The following is a 22,415-nucleotide window of genomic DNA, read 5'->3' on the forward strand; positions in this document are numbered from 1 at the left end:
AAAAAACAAAACTCAAAGATGTTTGTTTTGATTCAGAGTAGAGTATTCGAGGTGCTTGTTAGTACAGTGTATTCATAAAAATGTGAAACAAAACATAAACTTAAAAACATTCTAAGCGTCAGTGTTGATGTACTGTGATAATATACAGATTAATTGTCTCGTAGACAAAGTTCTTTTATCGACTAAAGCTCCAAACTACAATGTGCAATTAGATTCACCTTTGGTGCGATTAATTAGACAAAAAATAGGTTAGGAACCGTTATGACATGGAAAAATAATCATTGGGTGAAGTTTCTTGAAGGGTACTGCAAGGGCAAAACTCAAATACAAGATGAGTATGTGAGGAAGGTCGCTAAAAGACTTAACATTGGAGAACCTTTAGATATTAAATTTCCATGGCAACAAGAGATACTTTCCAAATTTCAGTCAAAAGAGAACCACAATCTAATTATATTAACTGGAACAGCTGGAGACGGTAAAACCAAGCTATGTAGGGATATTGTACAAGCTCTTGATGGTGAGAATTTTGATGAGGCTATCTGGAATGAAACTAGCTACTTCAGCACTGACGAGCGTACAGTAGTTAAAGACTTCTCTGAGCTAAAGGAGGAGAAAAGCGATCTCATCCGAGAGCTTATTTCGATTCTTGATTCTAAATTCGTACCCAAACCTATTTTAGTTGCAGTCAATGACGGGATTTTAGTTGAAGAACTGGAGAGTTTCATTCAAGCCTCTAATGACGAAGTGGAACGAACTACAGCAAGGCTTTTGAAGGAAATCATAGAGGACAAGATCAATTTAGGATTTAGTAAGTGTGACGGACAGGAAATGGTCAACCTGATCAATCTGTCCAAATTAAATGCTAAAGAGAACATGGAGTTGATATTCGATAGCATATTAAGTCACCCTGGATGGAATCAGTGTGAAGGCTGTAATGGTAAAGAAAATAAAACCTGTGCCATTTTCAACAAATATAATTTGCTTAGTACAGAGCCTCACATAAGAGAGAACCTTAGCAATATTATTCTCCTTCTTCAGTTAAACAATGAGCACTTTACGATTCGTGAGCTGTTAAATCTTGCAACCAATACACTACTTGCTTCAACCCCAAAATCTAGAGCATTACGGGTTTCAGATGATATAGAGGTAGGTGCCAGTACGTTAAACTGCAAGGCCATGTCAAAAGTTGAACATCCTAGAGTGTTCAATTCTGAATCAAGTATCGAGGTGGGGTTCTGGGGGTTGAACTTAGGTTCGCACAAAATGCTGTACAATAGGCCATTTTCAGAATTAAACAAGTTAGGCTTTGGTGAGTTATCTACGAACTATTGGGATACTTTGTTGAGGCACCAGGAAAAAAGAGGCTTTGAGATTCCTTTAGACATAAATAGTAATCTTTTAGTAGCAGGTCGTGTTGACGGGGCAGACGCTACCAACGACCTATGGGACGCGCTCATGCGTCGGTCCAGAATGCAACTGTACTGCTATCAGAAAAATGACAAGAATGCCTACCAGTTGCAGCGCTTCTCTTATTTTGGTTCTTATATAGAGAATGTATATGACCCTTTGAGGAGCTCTAATCGAGCAGCAGATATAAATACTATTGCAATGATTATTTTATCGTTGAATCGTGTTTTTCACGGTAGATACGTTTCCGAAGATTCTGGGCGAGACCGCTTGTTTATACCTGAAAAAGGACAGGGGTCAATAGCACCAATTTCTATTTTCCATGGAGAAGATATTCGAGAGCGAGATATATTTATTGAGTCTATTAAAAGTGATATGTCACTGCCTGGAGCGCGAATTGAGCCTGTCCTCACACTGGAGATAGATCGAGATAAAGAAGTTAGGCTATCAATGACAGTCGAATTGTTTGAATATCTGTCGCGGGTATCTCGAGGTGCACCACCAAATACTTCAGACCCCCGATTATATAAAAAACTCCTGATTCTTCGTTCTAAATTATCAAATTTGATTAGGAAGAACAGGAGAACTGAAACGTATTCAATTCAAAGTGGTGAGTTTAAGCCGGTCATATTAGAGGTTAAAAATGGATGATATGAACTCCAGTATAGTTAATGTACAAGAAAAGTACGGGCTCAAGAATATCCCTTATGTCGAGCATATTTGGGGCCATCGCTTTAGACCAGAACAAACACCCATGCTGTTACTTTTCGAACTACTATGCGTTATCGAAAATCAATACCAAGCTAAGAAGAAAGGATTTATAAATAACATCTTCTCACCAGAAAATAATACCCTTTACTTTAGGCATAAACGAAGCTTTAAACTACGTATACTTTTATATCAAAACGAAATTCTTGAAACGATACATCGTTCAAATGCTTCAGATTCCGAGAAGTGGGAACGTCAGGCTGATTTTCTAAAAAAGCTAGACGGTGATAACTTTTGTTTCGACGATGATGATATAGAACATATAAGAATGAACTTTAAATCATTTGATAGTTATTATAATTCCTTGAAGATACTAAGTTCATTAACATTTGATTCTCTTTCAAATAAGCGTTGGACTTCTAAGTTTATCTTTCCCATTAGCCACGAATATATTTGGTGTGATTTCAATAATGTTGATGGCTCTGAAGATCGACGCTTTTTCGCTCGAGGTGGAGAGATAGTATATCTAATGTTGTGTAGAAGCTCAGAAAATTGCAGAAACCAACTTGAAGAGTTGTTTAGTGGCTGGCTAGAAAGTGATGAGGACTCATACTCTAACTTGGCGAGGGCTTTAGCAATACCAGAGGAGCGCTATCCGCTAGAAGGAAGTAAACGCCGAAATCTTGGTTATTTACCACATACGAGCATGCAATGTTTTGAGACGCTAGCAGAAGATATAATTAAGACTCTCGAACTCGATTTGGAGCGTTTAGACAAGATTAAGCTCTTTTCCGATATTATTGGCTTTCATATTGGTAACTATATTTATAGTGTCGGTGAGCAAGGTTTATTGTCTCAATTTGATATCGAGAATAAATCACCGACTTATATGGCAGAAGTTCTTACTAAGACAACGAACAGTATCCGTAAAGCTTCAATTCAGAGTGTATCAACGCAAAAGAATCGTTTGAAAAGAGTTTTGTCGAATAATATACCTAAGATATTTGACTATTATGATGAATTTGAGGATAAAACTGAAAGAAGTAACATTCTTCGAGAATCTGAACAAGAAGCAGCTGAGTACCTGAACAAGAATATTGTAGGCTATCCTCATGTCTGTTTTAGACATATAGGCTTTGTATCGAGAAAGAACACACGCAGCTTTAGATACGTTATAACTGAGGACTTTTTACATTCATTGGTAATAACGATATTGGGGACAGAGAAAAGACTAGAGTTTAGAAAGTTTATGAAGGCTCTAACGCAAAGATATAATATATTTATTGATCAAGCTCCTAATCAAGACTCAGAAATTCTTCAAAGTGATTTAAATAGAAATGCAAAAAATCTTTCTGTCTTACTCTACCAGATGGGGATGTTAAGGCATCTTTCGGATGCATGTAGTTATGTAGTTAACCCATACAAGGAGGATACTCTGTGAAGTCTTTAGCCCACTATTATTTTAACCTTATCGAGTCTGATTATACCGATTGGCATAGCAATAGTAATGGTGATGGGGTTCCTGGTCGACTTGTTCTTAGGGAGTTTGATCCAAAGGTACTGGAGGCACTGCTTGAGAAAATTAAAGCATCTCAACTACCGATATCAAGTATTGGAAGTGAGTCGGGCTTTATTATTGCGGTTGAAGACCACGATCATTATCAAAACTTGAGCATAGAAAAATATTCATTCGCAGATCTTACTCATGAGAGAAATAGAGTTGGTAACTTCTATTGTTTGATGTTTATTGCTGAAACAAAACCTACACATGATCAGGTTTCAAGGATAGATCAAAGTGTAGTTTTTGATCCAGCAGAAACCTTGAAGTGGGTAAATATAGCAAAGCATCTCCATCCTGATGCAGTAAGTTTTTCACAAGAACAAGTTACAGAGCTTGCATCTTTTGTAAGCGAAATAACTAATACTAAGTGGCAAAATCGGCCATTTATCAGAATTGATCGTATCGATGAATTCATTGAGCATGTAATTTCTGACACTATACGGGATGGACTATTGTGGGATGCTATAGGCAAGAATTGTATTTATTTGGGGGGCATCAACCGCCTAGACGAATTTCGTATCCTTAAAGGTGCAGGGAAGAACTACCGAAGAATCTTCCGGAAACTGGTTTCAAATACACTTTTAGTGGATATTAATTTCTGGGTAGCTGTCGTCAAATACAAAGAAATAGATAAATCTGAGATAGATGAGAACCTTGAGGTTATTCGACAAAGTGAACCTGAACACTCAGAATTTTGTGATCGAATTGGTGACTATTTTAGGGTATATTTTGATACCCCCGAAGCAGCAAAAGCTCTTCAATCCCTTATTCAGCAGGACTATGATTCACATGCTCCTTTTAACTCGGTGTTACAACCAAAGAAAGCTGCAACTAAGTTTAAACTTGGTGAAGAGACACTCCAATTCTTTGCTGACAACGATATTAGTATTTCAGACACTCATGCAGAGCTTGTCAGACTTGTAGACTATAAAACTGAAAAACCAGAGAAGAATGACTTAAGGTCATTTTACTTTACTTTTTCAAAAGAACTTTCTGATAGCTCTAAGCTGGAAAAAGCTTGGCTAAAAGAAGTAAGTAGTAGCAAGGTTACCGAAACAAATGATTTTCTTGAAGGATTGTTATCGGTACTTTCAAGGTCCGTATTTATGGCCGATATTGGCTCAGACAAAGTGCGGCTATCTCTTGCAAAAGATCGTTCAAAGAAAATGTTATCAAAGAAAAACAAAGCTGCGATTGAGTTTTTCTTTAATGAATACCGTCATTTAGAATCATTTTGGTCTCGCTTCGGAGATAACTTTGAAATTGATTTCCCAAAGCCATTTTCTGAGTCCTCTTTATTGGATTCTAATAATAAGGAGCTGAAAAAAGGTCGTAATGGAAAATCGGCAAACGAGCTATATTTTAGAGTTATTCGTTATAGTGAGGATCCTACATCTCCTTCAGAGTCGTGGGATTTAAAGTGGTTGTTTAACCCTTTTGGATTCGAATCAGCCAAATTTTCTGATTTCTCAAAAGTTTTAGATAGAAAGGGTTACTGTCATAAACACAACTTATCAATTGACCCACTTTTTGTAAAACGATCAGATTGCAATCCAACAATTAGTAATAGCCAAATGTTTCTATCAATTAGTCCTCGTATGAGGAGAGGCGAGCTAATTCGAAAGATGGATTCTGAGGGAGATGGCATTAGCAATCTATTATCGCAACTTTTACAGCATCAGCACCTCACCATAGAAGAGCATGACACGTTTAATGATATATACGGTAAGTTTGTCATTGAATGGAAAAATGCTGTTGACTCTACACTAAGTAACCCATTGAGCGTCGAGCTGTCAGACTTCGAGTTAGCTTTCAACAATCTGTTGGACTTTTTGGTTTTACGTACTGAGATTGGTGAAAGCTATAGAGAGCTTCTATATGAATTTATCACAGCTCATACTATTTTCGTTTCAGAGAATGAGAATTATGCAGTCTATCTACCTTGGTCTCCATACGGACTATTGATGGCTGCTCAAAAGAACAAGATCTATAGGTGCATAGCTGATCAATACAAAGAGAAGCAACTGAAAATAGGCAACAAAGATGATGGTGTATTGTCACAACTTATTGAGGAACTGAACGAAAATTACGGTAAGAATCTATTCCTTAAGAAGACGGAAAAACTTGAGTGGCTTGACTTGGTATGTACTCAATCTCGATTTGGCTATTTTGAATATACATCTTTATCACACTCTAAGAACGCTTTAAATGAAAAAGAAATTCGTTCGGTTGTTAGAACAACAACGACTAAATTTTTGGAAACATTCCCGAACGAACGCCACCATTTACAAGTTATGTGTAGCGGATTGAGTTCTTATGATCACATTCTGACTGTTTATGAAGAAATACTAAAGCTGTCTGAAGATCAAGAAGATCAAATATCACTTTCTATTACCTTTACATGCAATGACCGCTATCTGCTTGATATCATTTATCAACGTATTTGTGAAAGCTTTGATGCAAGTATGATTGATAGCCATATTAAAGTCAGATTAGTAAGTAGCTTAGATGAAATCGAAGAAGGTGAAGTGGACCTCTTGATAAGCTTTGATCCACTCTACACTACAAACGTATTATCCCTAGATGCTCCTAAGTTTCTGGTGTCTTCAGACAAAAGTACTTTCTGGGAGTATTGTGCATCAAGGAAAATTCCACCTAATCCGATAACTAAAAAGTCATCTTTCTCTCTCAATAATCATATCTTCGACACGACGTCAGCAAGTTTTCATGAAGCATTTATGCGTTGCTCAGGTAAGCTTGGAGATATATCATTTTGTCGAGAAGTTGCTCAAGCTGAGTTGAAAGATGAAATTAACAAAGGGCTAGCTAAGAGCAACTGGCTTGTTATATATGATTATTTGCTTTCTAAAGACACTCTTAACCATAATAATTCAGTAGGTTCAGGTAGTCGTCGTGTTTTACGCTATGTGCAAGGTGAGGGGTTAAAGAGATCTCTCGCTATCATCACTGAGAAAGAAACTCACTACATTACCACAAATCTTGATAGCAGCATTCGTAACTGGCGTATAGTACATCCAGATGACATACCTTCTGTTGTTGACAAGATATTTACGCTCTCTAACTCCTTTAGTAGCGATGTGCTTCTTAGGTCGGTAGGAAATGGTAATTTTTCGCATGACTTAGTTGGCACAGCGGGGGCAACTGTATTAATTCAATCATTGCTCAAAGAGAAGGAAAAGATTGCCGAGATATTCTGGGTTCATCTTGATGATTATATTGGTTGGTTTAAGTCTTCCGTTGAAGATGATGCCCTCAAATCTATTGGTCGTTCAGTTAACTATATCTCAGACCTTATGGGGATGTACTTGAGCCGAGATGGCGATGGAAACATCTCGATTAATATTATTATTTGTGAGTCAAAGTTAATTAATGGTTCATTAGATCAAACGATTAAATCTTGTAAGCAACTTAAGTCTACTTGTGAACTAGTTAGGTCAATGCTTGAGACTTCTGACGCATTTGATTTCCGTTATTGGTTAAATAAGTTTTTGGAGTTTGCTATTGGGAACTTTAAGTTTTCACCAAATGCCTTTGACTTTAACAATCTATTAAACCTTGATAAAGAAAAAGTTCGTATCAATCTATATGGTTTATCTGTTTTATTCCACTATGGAAATGAAACCGTTAACTCAGATTGTTATGGCATATACGAATCTAGTTATCTGAATCAAATCTGCCTTAGTTTTAATGACACAAAGAAAGTTTTTAAGCATATGCTAGATTCTTCTTCTTTACTTAGTTTAGAGACTGAGGTTAGCTTATGCCCACTAGAGCTTAATAAAATATCTTGTGAAGTAGAACTTGGGTCTAGTGAAATACAGCTTGATAAAAATAGTTTAGATGTTGAAGAAAATGTTGAGACTGCTAGTGAAGTTACTTTAAGTGCCAATGACAATGGAAGCTCTAAAGTTAGTATAAATGAAAGCAATGGTAAGTCTCGAAATTCGCAGTTAGAACTCTTAGAATTAGATGCTTGTGACAAGTCTCCCTTAAATCTTCTAGATAAATGCCTAGCCTATTTGGATAATAATGTTGAGGTAGAAGAAGAGGCACTTATTGATGTTGAACATGTGAAGTCTGGGGTCCGAAAAATCCTTAGTCACTCTAACTTGCCATCAAATTTTTCGGATACTGTAATTACTCCCAACTCAATAGTTATTAAGCTCGCTGGCGATGTAAATCTAAACGCGAGTAAAATTACAAACATGAGAGGCACATTTTTATCGGTTGTTGGCTTATCTTTGAGACAGGTCTATCCTGAGCCCGGCGTTATGGTCCTAGTTTTCGACCGAGAAAAAAGGCAGACAGTTTATTTTTCAGAGTTGATCAGACGCACTCTCATAGAAAGGCAGAAAACGCTAAAAGATGGGTTTAATAACAAAATTCTTCTCGGCCAAAATGAATTTGGAGAGGACTGCTGTTTCTTTAAACTTGATGGAGCAAGTCCTCATGCTCTCATTGGAGGGCAGACCAAATCAGGAAAATCTATATTGATGAACAATATGATTATTGATTTGATTATGACTAATACGCCTGAAAATTTACGGCTACGTTTATTTGATCCAAAACAGGTAGAGTTTGCTTCTTACTCAAATTCATCTCATTTGGCTCACCCAGTTGTACTAGAGAAAGAAGAAGCTGTAATACGTCTTCAAGAACTAGAAGCTTTGATGAATGAAAGGTATGCAGAGCTAAGGGATTTAGGACTAAAGGATATTGAAGCTTATAATCAGAGTTACCCTAACAATCGTATGTCCAGAGAGGTAGTGTTCTTTGATGAGTTAGCTGACTGGATTTTGGATAATGAATTCAAGCAACTAGCAAAAGACATAATAGTTAGACTTTCGTCTAAAGGTCGAGCTGCAGGTGTTCACCTAGTGCTTGCGACTCAAAGACCAAGTAATGATGTAGTTTTTCCTTTACTTCGAGCCAACCTTGACACTAAAGTTGCCTTGAAAGTTGATCGTGATTTGAACTCAGAGATAATCCTAGGTGAGTCTGGAGCTGAAAATTTGCTTGGGTACGGACATGGTATTGTCAAAACAGAGGGGCAAACAATGAGTATTCAGGTTGGATTTACTGAATCCAGAGTATTTGATGGGTTAATCCGCTTAGCTCTTTCATATTGGCAGGTTGATTGACAATCAGTATGTCTCAATTACTCGGTAATTATTTTAGTTAAAACAGAATATGGAAAAATACTACGATTATGCTGCTTCAACCCCAGTTTCAACTGAGGTGTTCAAAGCCATGCTCCCTTGGCAAAGTGAAAGCTTTGCCAACCCTTCCGCTGCACACTCTGAAGCTGTAGCCGCCAGCAAGGCGATTCAACATGCAAGGGAAATCATTGCCGATAAAATTGGGGCATTGCCCAGTGAGATCATCTTCACTAGCGGAGCAAGTGAAGCCAATAACTTCGCGCTTAAAGGTACCGCTTTCCAGCATCTTGAAGAGAAAGGTCACATCATCACGTCATCCATAGAACACAAGTGTGTATTGAACACCTGCAATTTTCTTGAGTCGATAGGATTTGAAGTGAGTTACATTAAACCTAACACAGATGGGGTGATTACCGCAGCGGAGGTGAGGGCCGCAATCAAAGATAACACCTTGCTGATCTCAATCCACCATGTGAACAATGAGTTGGGTACGGTTCAACCCATTGAAGAAATCGGGAATGTTGCATTCGAACATGATATCCCATTCCATACTGATGCAGCGCAGAGTTTTTGCAAACTAGACATCGATGTTGACGATATGAATATCGATATGTTGTCACTTTCTGGCCACAAGATATATGGTCCTAAGGGCATTGGTGCACTGTATGTTAGAGACGCGCGTGATTCTAAACTTGTTCCTATTATTCATGGAGGAGGGCAGGAACTCGGGCTTCGTGGAGGGACCTCACCAATGCCTTTGATCGTCGGGTTAGAGGCTGCTGTGGAGCATTTTCCTGGCAGAATCTCAGAGCAGCAAAAGGCGTTCGAGCAAGAAATTCAGCAGTATCAATTCTCAAGAAATGGCGGAGACAATGTGCTGTCGTCAACGTGGAACATTACTTTTAGCGATGATGATGAAGTGAAGCGTTTTACCAAAGAGCAAGCTTGGCTCATATCTCAGGGCTCCGCGTGTAATGCTATGTCAAATACGCCATCACATGTCTTGAGCGCTATTGGCTTGTCTGAAGAGGAATCTAGACGCACCTACCGAATTAGTTTACCTCCATACTCTATTTCATCAAATGAATAGTGAGCAATCTTACCTGAGAACGTATAGTATTGAGCTGTCTCAGTCAGAATTAGATCCCTCATAATGTTCTAAATTATAAAGGTTTAGACCCTCATTGTATGTAATAATGTCTCATTATAATCATTGTCAGATGAGGCAAAAGTGACACACGGCTTATTGAAATTTCCAATAGACAGCGAAGAATCTGCTAGCTTCGAAAAGCTCGATAATCTTCTTCCTCGAGATATTTATACAAGCTTAAGTAGAATCATAGAAGAATCTCTTCAGAAGCTTGAAAAAAAAGATACTCTTTGTGGTTCATATCGCTCTCACCATTCAGTGCTCATTGATGGCAAACGAGGAACTGGAAAAACCTCTATCTTAGTTAACTTGGATGTTTACCTCAGAGAGAATGAGCATGTACTCTCAAAGGATGTCTTGGTTTTGAAGCCCATTGACCCTACGTTACTTGAAGACGGAGACTCGCTATTTCTTACAATCATAGTTGCGTCGGTCTTGTCTGATACAAACGTTATTGATAGTCAGAAAGAATCTCCAGAGAAAATGGCAAAGCTTAATAGAGCTTTAGATAGGTTGGCTACCGCTTTAGAGTCTGCAGAACCAGACTCTAAAGCTAAGGGCATGCAAAAAATCCGAAATATGTTCGATAACAAAAATCTCGAGGGCTGTGTAGAAGAGTTCTTTTCTGCCGTGTTGGAGATCGTTGACAAAGAGTTGCTTGTTTTACCAATCGATGATGTTGATACTTCCTTGAATAGAGCTTTTGAAAACTTAGAAATAGTACGTCGTTATCTGACTTCTCCATGTGTTTTACCAATCATTGGTGGTGACTTGAGTCTGTATCAGGAGGTTATCTGGAGAGACTTTCACTATCGCCTAATTAAGGATTCTACATTCAAGATAGAGCAAGCGTTTGAGCAAGCCGTAGAGTTAGCAAATGAATACCAACGAAAAGTTATGCCAGTATCTAGACGCTTGACCATGCCTGATGTTAGTTCTTACCTGAAAAGTAGTGAGATTGTGCTGACAAAGCAGGACCAAAACTACATGTCTTTGGCTAACTTTTATGCTTGGTTGGAGATCTTCTTGGCGGGTCCGGTCAATGGTTTGGAAAACAGTACCCTCCATATTCCAATTAAGAGTATTCGTGCATTAACTCAATTGCTCAACAGATGTCAAAACTTGGTAACTGAATTACCCACAGGCATCACCGATGCAAAAAATCCAATGGATGCAAAACGATTTTGGCAGATGCCCCAAGTGCCGGCAGAGTTGATCGATGATTTTTATAATGAGTTCTATGCACAAAGTCGTGATGCGACTGAGAAAAGAAGGTTTGCAAAGACATTCATCAAGTTTGCTTCTGATTGGAAACCATTACCTGCTTTGGGTTTATCTTCGCAGGTGGTCAAAAGTTGGGAGAAAACGATTGAAAGTCACTTTCTTCACGAAGAAGAGGCAGGTGCACTAAATTTAGTACTACGAACTTTTAGCGATTGGCATGATATCGAGACTACGCACAGCATCTTTGATACTCCTTTATTTCAGCCTCTTCAGCAAAGTGATCCGGATTGGAAAAGATATGTGCAGTCAACTGATCTGGAGGAATGGCAAGAGGCTTTAGAAAAAAGTCTCCCTGCATCTTGGCTACATAAGCTAAAGGGGGCGAAAACAATTCTTCCTTATCCGATTCCCCAAGTAGGTGTGCAAACTAGCGTTAAATGGCAAAGTGGACAAAGTTACATTAGTAAAAAAGATACTCTACTAACTTTGCTAACCAACTACAATTTCTACACAGAGTCAAAACAGTCTCGGATGTTGAACAGTGGTCGTATCTTCGAAGTTTTAGTCCATAGTTTGATAGCCCCTGTCAACGAGCTAACGTTAAGAAGCATTGCCAACAAGGCACCTTTTTACGCTACCAATGATTTAGCTCCAACCAAAACGTTATCCTTGGTGGAAACGAACGAAGAAGGTCTTGGAGACACTAGTAACTTCGAAGAAAAAGAAAGTTTACAAGGGTTGTCTGATTTGGCTTACGAGATTGATAAATGGCGGGAGCGACATAATCTAAGCGAATTAAGGGTTTCACCTTGGCTAGTGTATAAAGTGTTCAACAAACTGTTTACGCAACTTATTCACTTTAAAACAACCTTCAAAGGGAGTGATAAAACTCATCTTCAAGCGTCTCTGGACTTGTTAGGATTTACCTTTAACGCCACATGGGCAGCGTTCGCGAGCTTTGAAAAAGGTCCACTTTTTGGCTTACCTGTTACTGTCGCTACAACTAATATTGCAAGCGAGAGCTCATCTAATTTTGAGTCCAATCAACACTTCAAATCAAACATTTCGCCATTCACTCCAAAGCTTGAACCGCTTTTAAAGTTAGCGGGCAAGAAACCAGATACCAAAATGACGGAACCTCAAGCTCGCCGGACATTTGGGGCTGCAACTAAAACTGTGACACATGTGCTCGCAGATCATCCAATTCGCTTATGGATAGAAGAGACTGTTAAAGATAGTACTGGTTCGATACGGCCACAAGGGACAAAACCTTCAGATGAATTTCCAGCGCGATACACGACATTTTTGAAGAAAAAGCATAACCTCAGGTTGCCACCTGGATCTAATGTTGATGAATACATTCAGGTAATTTTGAAAGAAGGCAATATCGAACGTTGGAAGGAAGTACTTCAGGATACTCCCGAACAATATCATAAATCTTCTAATTACCTTACATTGATATCGGCGATTAATAAGCTAACTAAAGATGGTGTGTAAGAAGTGCTACAACGTACACTGATAGAGGAGGCATGGGGAGCGTTGTATTCAGATTGCGATCTGGCTGACTTTACATGGGAGTACTTGAACTCTCCTAGTAGCAGTTTGATGGGCAAGAATATCGACTTTGATGAGAAGTTCGTGAATTTATATGCCCATACAATAGATAAACGTTCTCCAGGTTGTTACAGACTCAATGACCTTCATTCGATTGCCAATATCAAAGGCAAAGCTCCATGGGGGAGCAATGAACTACCCTGGCTAGATAGCATTTTTGAACAACTAATGACTAATGATGGAGAGCACTTATACTATAGCGGTTCAAAGGTACAGACGTACTCTCGATTAGCCGCTCAAATTGACCCTATGTTATTAGTGGGCTGGTACTTGAGCGGTTCTCCCAGAGACATGAACAATCTTGAAAAGATTATACCGCTCCAGACACCTTTCTTCGTTGCCCCCTCAGGTCACGATAAGAGCTATTCAGAGGGACATGTCCATTACGGCGGTGTTGGCGGTGGGTTTGATTTGCTATCTGCTCATCTGTTGGAGCCAAACGAAGATGTAGACGAACATTTAGTTACCTATAAAGACATGCTTGATAACTTTCGGCTGTTATTCCTTACACTGATCAGGAAAATATGTAACTCAGTCTTGGATGAACATAGCCTAACTTTTGAAGAGTGTTTCAAAGCTAGCAAGAGTCCATTGGGCTATAGCATAAGAAATTGGGATTTATTGGCTGACTCTTGTCTGGTTGAAGGGCAATATGAAGAGAATAGTGCTGCTTGGTGCATAGGCAAGTTTGCTCAAAGTGTCAATCTATCTACTTCTACAGAGTGGTTGTGGTTGTTCACCGGGTTTTGTAAACACTATCGTTATACGGAAAGCAAGAAAGAGAGAGCGGCGATTTTATGTTGGATTCAAATATGTAACTTTCTTCAGAGTGAAGCGGTTATGGATGGTATTGGTTTGAGCCGCTTCACCAGCCGTTATTTTTTTCACCCCATCAGAAATAATGCAAAGCATGGTCTAACAAAAATACCCTTGCTGTTTTCCGAAAAGAACGATTGTGCTGAGATTAAGATAACGCCAGGATTGTTTAGTCCTAGTTTTCTGTCTCAGTTCTCCAAAGACCTAGCAAAGCATCAAAATGTAGAAATCGGTCACCCGGCACACATATTAGGTGAGAGTGACATAGACCCTAATGATAGCGTCGACTATCTCAGTGCGATGGAGAAATGGCATTTTTGTTGCCACTTTTCACGTCAGTCGAATTCTAGTTACCCCAAAAACCGAAAAATAAAAGACTCATGGAAAAGTGCCGAAGATCTCGTGGTAAAGTTGAACACAAAAGATGGTTGGAATAAGCCCGAATATTTGGGTGGGCGTGATAATGAAAAGCTAGATTTCGATCCAAGCCATTGGGTGAGAGGCTTGGATGTGGCGGGTGATGAAAACGCGTTAGCTATAGAATGGTTTGCGCCCATTTTACGTTGGTTGCGCAGTGACTTGCGAACCTCCCAAGGTGGCAGGCTAGAGAATTTTGGTTTTCATTTAAGTGTCCATGCTGGAGAGGATTATGCACATCCAGCTAGTGGGCTACGTAAAGTTGACGAAACCGTTCAATTTTGTGAAATGAAAGAGGGAGACAGGCTTGGGCATGCTTTGGCTCTGGGTATTGAACCTAATGATTGGATAGACCGACAAGGTCAGGTACTTCTTCCCTTAGATGAGCATTTAGATAATCTAGTGTGGCTCTGGCATCACGCCAAGATACTAGATGAAAACTATACACTGCCTCTGGCAGGGCAATGCTTACCAATACTCGAGCAAAGAATCATTACATTTAGTACTAAATATAACGAGATTTTATCTGGCTTAATCGAGCCTATTGCCCCAAGCATCTTGTATAAAGCCTGGGTCTTAAGAAAAAACTGTCACTATACCTTTAGGACATTCATAAATGATGTTGCTCGATCCCCAAAGGAAAAGGAAGCGGTGCCGGATTGGCAGCTTCTAGCGACCCATATGTCTTCTTCAAGTACTTGGAGTCCTGAGAAACTCTATTTGGAAAGGCATGCGTATATTAAAGGTGACCGCTGGAAACAAAGTGCAATGCCAATGGTCATGGTGACGAAAACCGAACCATACTCACATGACTCTGTTTTCTTCGAGCTCAAGGAAACGTTGTCCGATAGGGAGTCATACGATGAGCTGCTGCTAATGGCCGCAATTCAAGACTACTTACTCACAAAGTATCATCAGCAAGGACTCCTAATAGAAGTAAACCCAACATCGAACTTGTATATCGCAAGGTTAAGAGAGCTGAAAGAGCACCCAATTTTTCGGTGGTCCGGTCCAGACACGACACTATTGGAAAATGAAAATGAGCATAATAGATTTGGGTTGCGTAGCGGCCCGGTTGACGTGACAATCAATACGGATGATCCGGGTATTATGCCAACTACTTTGCGCACAGAGTTCTCTCTATTGAAGGAGGCTGCGGTGGCTCAGGGTATCGAAGAGAAACAAGTGGAAGAATGGCTCGAGACTCTTCGTATTTATGGAAACGAACGATTTAAGAGTAGTCATCGAACGGTATTTGAGTTTGAACGCGGTGATAGTTAAATTGTAGAGTAAGCTAAGTCGGTAAATAGTCTTACATCAAGGATGTGGAATCAATAGTTTGTATGGATTATAAAGAGTTTAAAGCGCAAGTTAAGAATATCTCAGTTGGTAAACAGCTTCCCGATGCCGTTTACTTTCACCGCGACGCAATCGCATCAATCCCTTTAGTATTACAGAAATTTATTCCTGCAGTGGCCAAAGCGGTTAATCTACCCGATGAAGAGTGGAACTTGGTGAAGCTTTTCAAGAATGAGTTTCGACTTTCGCTCTTATACTACCCTGACTTCTATAGTGACTCCTACCCAGCTTTAGAGCAGAGTCTTAACGTAGACTTATCCAAGTTAAGCCATAAAGTGACTTGTTATCGGTGTTCAGAAAATCCACCAATATTGCATCGTAAAGAGACCATGTTGCCACCCGATAATGAACACATCGCGTTGTTTAGGGAGATCACTGAGGAAGGAGAGCGTGCGGGTCTATACGAAAACACACGAACAATCGGTTTTAGACGTTCTTGGTTAAACCTAATTGCCAAGAAAGGGTTTGAGCTTATTGATGGGCGCCTGCATCGCTCTGATGTGAAAGTGGAAGGCAAGCAAGAGATTGGGATTGATAGGCATCGCACCGCACTTGTAAGGCATGAATTGTCAGCTCCTATGAAGTTGCTAGCTAAATCAGGTTTTTTGGATGGTCGGTATTCGATCTTCGATTATGGGTGCGGGCGAGGGGATGACCTCCGTGAACTTGAAGCACATGGACTAGATGCTCTAGGCTGGGACCCGACTTACCAGCCTGACATCGAAAAAGTGCAGTCTGATGTGGTAAATATAGGATTTGTTCTAAACGTAATTGAAGACAAAGACGAAAGGCTTGAAGCGCTTTTAAGTGCTTGGGAATTGTCACAAAAAGTTCTAGTCGTGTCCGTAATGCTCGCAAATGAGTCTTACATTGCTCAATTCAAACCATATAAAGACGGTGTGATTACATCGCGCAATACATTCCAAAAATACTATGCTCAATCAGAAATCAAAGCGTATATCGAACAATCTCTGCAAGAAGACGCGATCGCGGTAGGCCCCGGAATTTTTTATGTATTTCGCGATAAACTGGAAGAGCAAAATTACCTTCAAAATAAATATAAGCGAACTCATGCATGGAAACAGCTGACGTCACCAGAGCCAGTTGAAGCGAAGGACAAAGCCAAGTTAGTTATTACTCAAAATTCAGAGCTTTTTGAGAGCTTCTGGAATCAATGTTTAGAGCTCGGGCGTATTCCTGCCAACGATGAGTTCCCCTCTAGTGAGAGGGTTAAACAGTTAGTAGGGTCTCACAAGAAGACGTTCTCATTATTGTGTGAAATGTACGACACGACTGAATTTGATGTTGCCGTTAAAGATAAGAAAGAAGATTTATTACTCTTCTTCACAATGGGGCTGTTTGAAAAGCGCAAACCTTACACTCAACAGCCAGAGGTTTTGAAGAGAGACATTAAAGCTTTGTTCGCTGACTATAAATCAGCAATTAATTTGGCTACTGAGTTACTTTTTACGATTTCAGATATTGATTTAATCGAAAAGCAGTGTGCTAAAGCTCACTTGAAACTGCCGGCAAGTTTTTACAATGAGGGGCACTCATTGATCCTTCATAGAGATTACTTGGACAATTTACCTCTGCTCCTCCGAGTGTATGTCGGTTCTGCTTTGCAGATGTATGGTGAACTAGAGGACGGTGTCGATTTGGTTAAAATCCACACGACTTCAGGAAAGTTAACGCTACTAAGCTATGATGATTATACTGCGTCAGTGCCTATGCTAGTTGAACGTATTAAAATCAAAATGGCTGACCAAGAGATAGACTTTTTTGACTATGTAGATGAGAAGAGAAGGCCCCCTTTGCTGAATAAACACCAACTAATGCCTAAAGAACATGAGCAGTACGATAAGCAATTTAGCTTCGACAAAAGGTTAGCGAAGCTATGCGGTATACGAAACGATAGAGAAGTTGTACTTAATAGAAACGCATATGAGCAAATTCTTGTTGAGAATAACAAGAAAATCTCAGGTCATCGTATTTTAAATATATAGATAAGGACATAGGTACTTGGTGTTGTTTATGAGTAAACGGCCTAAGTGCCGCTTTCGAGCGCTTCTCTAACGCCGACCGATTTAAGAAGCAGTAGCAATTTTATTACCTCATTGTAGATACCCATCCACAATACCCTGTAGTGTTCCATCTTTCTTAGCTCTTTCGATGATTTGGTTGATTTGGGGAATATAGTTGGTACAGGGTGATTCGCGTGACATGCCAAAGTAGACGTCTGTGGTGGAAACGGGAGTGGGCAGTGCCACGACTTTATGCAGCAAGCCTTGCTGTTTAAGGAAAAGAGTGCCGTCGACGTAGTCTTGTATGAAATAGTCGACTCGCTTTGCGATAAGCATCTTGATGCTTTGTTCTTTGTCCTTGCCGAGCTGAAGCGGCAAGTTTTGCTGCTCGGCAAATGTATCGAACTCTTCACCAAAACTTCCACCTAGTGGGATCATGCCAGTTCGGCCGATTAAATCTTCAAACTTTTCAAATTGGAACTCGTTGCCTTTGAGTACGAATAGGCGTGCTTCATTGGTGTAATAGGGTGCTGTATAGCGGTATGTGATACTGCGTTGTTCAGTCCAATACAGTGCAGACACAAGGTCTAACTGTCCGGATTGTACATAGGCTAATGTACGTTTCCATGGTAGCGAGATATCAATTTGTACGGGAATATCCAGCTCTTGACCAACAAATCGAATAAAGTCATTAGCGATACCGATTGGCTGCTGAGTTTGCTGGTCGGTATAGGTCACGGGTAACCAGCCATTAGCCCCACCTACTTTTAAGATTCTGCAGCCCTGAGCATAAGCATTGTGAGCAAAGAGCAATGATGAAATCGCACATAATGACGCTACTCTCTTCATCATTCCAAATTCCTATCGAGCCCACAGTCCTTACGAATTATAGTCTATCTATTCGGCAGTTATGTCGCAGCGCTACGTGTGTTGGACTCGAACAAAAAGCGCCCACAGTGGAATGTGGGCGTTGTAGTGTCTAGCTGACTTGAACTTGAGTCCGTGGGTGAGTGCTCCAGCTCATATGGTACTTTTCCTCTTCTGGCACATCGATACGGGAGTAGGTATGAGAGCCGAAGTAGTCGCGCTGGGCTTGTAGCAGGTTTGCAGGAAGCACTGCGCTAGTGAGTGAATCAAAATAGCTGAGTGCTGAACTGATCCCCGGCATTGGAACGCCATTGAGTGCTGCATTGGCAACGGTATGGCGCCAACCCGTGGAATACTGGCTAAGGCTTGTTTTGAAGCTTTGCGCAAACAGTAAGTTTTCTATGTCTGGTTCGGTTTGATAAGTGGTTGCAATATCTTGTAAGAACGCAGCTCGGATAATGCAGCCCGCGCGCCAAATCTTAGCGATGGTCGTGAAATCTAATTGCCAGCTTTCAATCGTCGATGTCGCTTTAAGCAAGTCGAAGCCCTGCGCGTAAACAGACAACTTAGAGCAATACAGCGCATCGTGCAGTTGAGAAATGATTTCCTCTTTGTCCAAACCAGAACGTGCTTGACGCTGAGATTGGAACAGTGCACTGCCTTTAAGGCGAGTGTTCTTCTGGCTACTTTGCGCTCGTGCAAAAACCGCTTGTGCAATGGTTGGTGCTGGCGCGCCAGTTTGCAGGCTATTTACCGCAGTCCAAAGCCCAGTACCTTTTTGGCCGGCTTTATCTAACACAATCTCAACGAACGGTTTGTTGGTCACGGGATCGGGTGTTTGGAAGATATCGGCGCTAATTTCCATGAGATAGCTATTGAGCGCACCTTGATTCCATTTTGCAAAAACCTGTCCGATTTCATGGGCTGGCAAGCCTAATACTACCGACATGAAATGGTACGCTTCGCAGATAAGCTGCATATCGGCGTACTCGATGCCGTTGTGAACCATTTTTACATAGTGCCCAGCTCCCGCCGGTCCAAGGTAAGCAGCGCAGGGCTCGCCTTGCTCAAACTGATCAACAGGAGTGCCACTGGTATCGACTTTAGCCGCGATAGCCGTCCACATAGGCTCGACAAACTGCCATGCACTTTGTTCACCACTCGCCATTAACGCTGGGCCGGTTCTCGCACCAACTTCACCGCCAGATACCGCAGTGCTAATGAAACGCAGTTTGTCTTGGTATCGCTGTGCTCGCGCTTCGGTATCGGTCCAAAGGCTATTGCCGGTATCAATAACAATGTCGTCTGTTTCTAGCCCCGCACTCAGTAATTCGTCGATAACCGAATCCACAATATTGCCGGCGGGTACTGAAAGCGCGATAACACGCGGCTGTTCAAGCGATGCGAGTAATGCTTCTAAACTCTCTACGATGTTTAATTGGCCTTTGTTCTCAGCGATGGTGGAGACTTGATTTCCTTCTAGCTTTGCTCGCTCGCGGTGTACTTCACTGATATCAAAACCAGTCACATTGAAGCCTTGATCAAGAAGATTGAGCGTTAAGCTTTTACCCATCACGCCAAGACCAACGAGTGCGATATTGGAGCGAATCATGATAATGCCTCGATTGCCTTTAAGGCTTGTGATGTCACTTGGTCGGCAGGCAGTGATATATCAACAAATAAGGCTTCGTTTGACGCCGGCTCAACTAAGGCTTCAAATTGGCTTCGTAGCATGGCTTCGCCATTGAAATAGTGGTTTTCGCGTGAAGACAATCGTTGCCAAATAGTCTCGAAATCGCCTTGCAGAAATATGATGACTAAGTCTTCGTTGTTGCGGCGTAAAATGTCACGATACATAGGTTTAAGTGCCGAGCAGGCAATCACTGCCGACTCGTTATCAGTGTAGATACGGTTGAGTGTTTCCAGCCATCCGATTCTGTCTTCATCGTTGAGTGGAATACCTTGAGCCATTTTGTCTACATTGGCTTTTGGGTGGTAGTCGTCGCCATCATGAAATGGCAGGCCGAGTGTTTTGGCGATGTTGCTACCAATCAGGCTTTTTCCGCAGCCTGATACACCCATTACTAAAATCTTTTTCGCTTTCATTGGGCAATACTATCCTTAGCCTCCAGCTTGCGCTGGAGGGCATACCTAATTTTAGGGAATTTGTACGAGTTTTTATTGCTGGTGGATTACTTCCACCACATGGCGAGCTCAGGGAAGGCAATCACTAATCCAAGCACTAAGACTTGAAGGCCTATGAATGGCAGTAGTGACGAGAAGATCTCACCCAAGCTGATGTCTTTTGGTGCTACAGATTTCAAGTAGAACGCAGCTGGGCCAAATGGTGGCGACAAGAATGACACCTGCATGTTCAAACAGAAGACAACACCAAACCAAACTGGGTCGTAGCCAAGGCTAGTGATAATCGGGACGAAGATAGGCATGGTTAGCAGTGCCACACCCACCCAATCTAAGAACATGCCCAGCACTAATAGAATGACCATCATGATCAGGAGTGTCGCAAGGGCGCTTCCGCCACTCAGGCCGAGGATCACTTCTTCTACAAAGTCGATACCGCCCATTAGGTTATAGATGCCAACTAATGCACTAGCGCCAATACCGATCCACATGATCATCCCACAGGTGCGCATGGTTGCGATGGCACTTTCCTTCAGCATATTGAAGTTCAGTTCACCGCGGATCAGAGCAGAAATCATGATGCCAACGACACCCAGAGCCGATGCTTCGGTAACGGAAGCCACACCTGTGTAAATACTGCCTAGTACCGTTGCAACCGATAGCATTGGGAAGAAAAGTGCTTTGAAGTAGTTGGGCTGATTAGCCATGTCTTCAGCCAGTTCTTCATCACTTGGAATTGGGGCAAGCGCTGGGTTAAGTTTACAGCGAATAAGCACGTAGCCGATGTAGCAGCCAGCAAGAATAAAGGCTGGCAGAAACGAGGCTTTAAACAAGTCACCAATCGATACACTGGCGGTCATGCCGTAAATGATCAGTACGATCGAAGGTGGCAGCATGGTACCCAATGCACCGCCAGCACAGGTAGTACCGATGGCGAGCTTACGATCGTAGCCGAGGCGAAGCATCTGTGGCAGAGCCAGAATACCAAGCAGTACGGTTTCACCGCCGATAACGCCTGACATTGAAGCCAGAAGTACCGCTACCAGCAAAGTTTGAACCGCAACACCACCTCTCACGCGGCGGCCAACAGATTTCATTGCATCGAATAAATCTTTGGCAATGCCAGAACGGTCAAGCAGCGCAGCCATCAAAACAAACATAGGGACGGCCAAAAATACGTAACCTGAAGCAAAGCTGTAAGTTCGGCTGGCGATTAATGGCAATGCGTCTGGGCCAAACCAAAATAAGGTAAAGAAGATAGCGACAAAGCCCGTCACGAACGCTAGCTGCATACCGGTAAGTAGCAAACCGATCATCATTACCAGCATGAGGATACTGCCCCATGCGATACCAATCGAAGATAAATCAAACATCGTCTTTCTTCCCTAGACCTACGATCTCTTGGATGAGGTGCAATACAAACTGGACAACAAGAATACAAAGACAAACAAAGATGATGCCTTTTAGAAGAGCAGGGTAAGGAGCGTTCAACACCGAGCCGGAGGTTTCAAGGCGCAGTTCACCCCACGGAGTAAACCAAGATTCTTGAACCATGGAATACGAGGCGTAAGCCAGCATGCCAGCAAAGGCTAACCCCACAATGTGGTGAACAAGGTTTAGGTACTTACGGGCTTGGTTCGATACTGAATCATAAATCAGTACCACTCGAACGTGTTTGTTCGCAGCGAACGCATAAATACCACCGATGATAAACAGCGAGCCACCGATGAAAGAAGCAGTTTCGTGAACCCAAGTGGTTGGCGCATCGAACACGTAGCGCATCACCACTTCGTAGAAAGAGATCAGCACTGTGAAGATGAAGAAGCCGCTAAGCAAATTACTGACTTTAATGATTGCGCGGTCTAAAAAGTTTCTCGGCTGCTCTTCCTGCTCTTGAGGAGCATGGGGAGTTTTTTCATTCATAACGTTTTTCTCAAAAAGAATGG

12 protein-coding genes are annotated in these 22,415 nt (G+C 41.3%); 7 read left to right on the forward strand and 5 right to left on the reverse strand.

From position 1 onward, the window contains the following. Positions 1–261 precede the first annotated feature (261 nt). The 7 genes from J4N42_RS05345 to J4N42_RS05375 all read left to right on the forward strand — a co-directional run bounded on the left by J4N42_RS05345 (position 262) and on the right by J4N42_RS05375 (position 17,442). A complete protein-coding gene (locus J4N42_RS05345) occupies positions 262–2,058 on the forward strand; it encodes an ATP-binding protein (RefSeq protein WP_252030343.1) in 1,797 nt (598 codons plus the stop codon). Then, the gene (locus J4N42_RS05350) at positions 2,051–3,556 is read left to right on the forward strand and encodes a hypothetical protein (RefSeq protein WP_252030345.1); all 1,506 of its coding nucleotides are present in this window, start codon (positions 2,051–2,053) and stop codon (positions 3,554–3,556) included. The genes J4N42_RS05345 and J4N42_RS05350 overlap by 8 nt, the downstream gene beginning before the upstream one ends. After that, positions 3,553–8,838 carry an FtsK/SpoIIIE domain-containing protein gene (locus J4N42_RS05355; RefSeq protein ID WP_252030347.1) on the forward strand — a complete coding sequence of 1,762 codons (5,286 nt, stop codon included), beginning with the start codon at positions 3,553–3,555 and terminating at the stop codon, positions 8,836–8,838. The genes J4N42_RS05350 and J4N42_RS05355 overlap by 4 nt, the downstream gene beginning before the upstream one ends. 49 nt (positions 8,839–8,887) lie before the next feature. Next, on the forward strand, positions 8,888–9,946 hold the full coding sequence (locus J4N42_RS05360) for a cysteine desulfurase family protein (protein WP_252030349.1): 1,059 nt from the start codon (positions 8,888–8,890) through the stop codon (positions 9,944–9,946). Between the two features lie 141 nt (positions 9,947–10,087). Next, a complete protein-coding gene (gene rdrA / locus J4N42_RS05365; protein WP_252030351.1) occupies positions 10,088–12,727 on the forward strand; it encodes an antiviral RADAR system adenosine triphosphatase RdrA in 2,640 nt (879 codons plus the stop codon). A gap of 108 nt (positions 12,728–12,835) precedes the next feature. Further along, the gene (locus J4N42_RS05370) at positions 12,836–15,358 is read left to right on the forward strand and encodes an amidohydrolase family protein (protein ID WP_252030353.1); all 2,523 of its coding nucleotides are present in this window, start codon (positions 12,836–12,838) and stop codon (positions 15,356–15,358) included. 62 nt (positions 15,359–15,420) lie between these two features. Next, the gene (locus J4N42_RS05375; protein WP_252030355.1) at positions 15,421–17,442 is read left to right on the forward strand and encodes a DNA phosphorothioation-associated putative methyltransferase; all 2,022 of its coding nucleotides are present in this window, start codon (positions 15,421–15,423) and stop codon (positions 17,440–17,442) included. Positions 17,443–17,550: 108 nt separating this feature from the next. On the opposite strand, the gene J4N42_RS05380 is transcribed toward J4N42_RS05375, so the two are convergent. From J4N42_RS05380 to J4N42_RS05400, 5 genes are all read right to left on the reverse strand, one after another. Then, on the reverse strand, positions 17,551–18,312 hold the full coding sequence (locus tag J4N42_RS05380) for a substrate-binding periplasmic protein (RefSeq protein WP_252030357.1): 762 nt from the start codon (positions 18,310–18,312) through the stop codon (positions 17,551–17,553). Between the two features lie 127 nt (positions 18,313–18,439). Then, complete coding sequence (gene gnd / locus J4N42_RS05385; RefSeq protein WP_252030787.1) at positions 18,440–19,945, reverse strand: NADP-dependent phosphogluconate dehydrogenase; 1,506 nt, start codon at positions 19,943–19,945, stop codon at positions 18,440–18,442. Continuing rightward, positions 19,936–20,433 (reverse strand): gluconokinase, encoded by a 498-nt coding sequence (locus J4N42_RS05390; protein WP_252030359.1) that lies wholly within the window; start codon positions 20,431–20,433, stop codon positions 19,936–19,938. The genes gnd and J4N42_RS05390 overlap by 10 nt, the downstream gene beginning before the upstream one ends. Positions 20,434–20,519: 86 nt before the next feature. Continuing rightward, positions 20,520–21,842, reverse strand: a complete 1,323-nt coding sequence (locus J4N42_RS05395; protein WP_252030361.1) for a TRAP transporter large permease — start codon at positions 21,840–21,842, stop codon at positions 20,520–20,522. After that, positions 21,835–22,392 (reverse strand): TRAP transporter small permease subunit, encoded by a 558-nt coding sequence (locus J4N42_RS05400; protein ID WP_252030363.1) that lies wholly within the window; start codon positions 22,390–22,392, stop codon positions 21,835–21,837. Before J4N42_RS05400 ends, J4N42_RS05395 begins: the two co-directional genes overlap by 8 nt. Between the last annotated feature and the right edge of the window lie 23 nt (positions 22,393–22,415).

Origin of the sequence: Vibrio sp. SCSIO 43135, from assembly GCF_023716665.1 — a bacterium.
In the GTDB taxonomy this organism is placed as follows: domain Bacteria; phylum Pseudomonadota; class Gammaproteobacteria; order Enterobacterales; family Vibrionaceae; genus Vibrio; species Vibrio paucivorans.

What these genes read in the sequence shown, in the direction of transcription:
- J4N42_RS05375 (WP_252030355.1), top strand. Translation starts at nt 15,421, where the DNA reads ATGGATTATAAAGAGTTTAAAGCGCAAGTTAAGAATATCTCAGTTGGT.
- J4N42_RS05390 (WP_252030359.1), bottom strand. Translation starts at nt 20,433, where the DNA reads ATGAAAGCGAAAAAGATTTTAGTAATGGGTGTATCAGGCTGCGGAAAA.
- J4N42_RS05350 (WP_252030345.1), top strand. Translation starts at nt 2,051, where the DNA reads ATGGATGATATGAACTCCAGTATAGTTAATGTACAAGAAAAGTACGGG.
- J4N42_RS05345 (WP_252030343.1), top strand. Translation starts at nt 262, where the DNA reads ATGACATGGAAAAATAATCATTGGGTGAAGTTTCTTGAAGGGTACTGC.
- J4N42_RS05380 (WP_252030357.1), bottom strand. Translation starts at nt 18,312, where the DNA reads ATGATGAAGAGAGTAGCGTCATTATGTGCGATTTCATCATTGCTCTTT.
- J4N42_RS05370 (WP_252030353.1), top strand. Translation starts at nt 12,836, where the DNA reads ATGGGCAAGAATATCGACTTTGATGAGAAGTTCGTGAATTTATATGCC.
- J4N42_RS05400 (WP_252030363.1), bottom strand. Translation starts at nt 22,392, where the DNA reads ATGAATGAAAAAACTCCCCATGCTCCTCAAGAGCAGGAAGAGCAGCCG.
- J4N42_RS05395 (WP_252030361.1), bottom strand. Translation starts at nt 21,842, where the DNA reads ATGTTTGATTTATCTTCGATTGGTATCGCATGGGGCAGTATCCTCATG.
- J4N42_RS05360 (WP_252030349.1), top strand. Translation starts at nt 8,888, where the DNA reads ATGGAAAAATACTACGATTATGCTGCTTCAACCCCAGTTTCAACTGAG.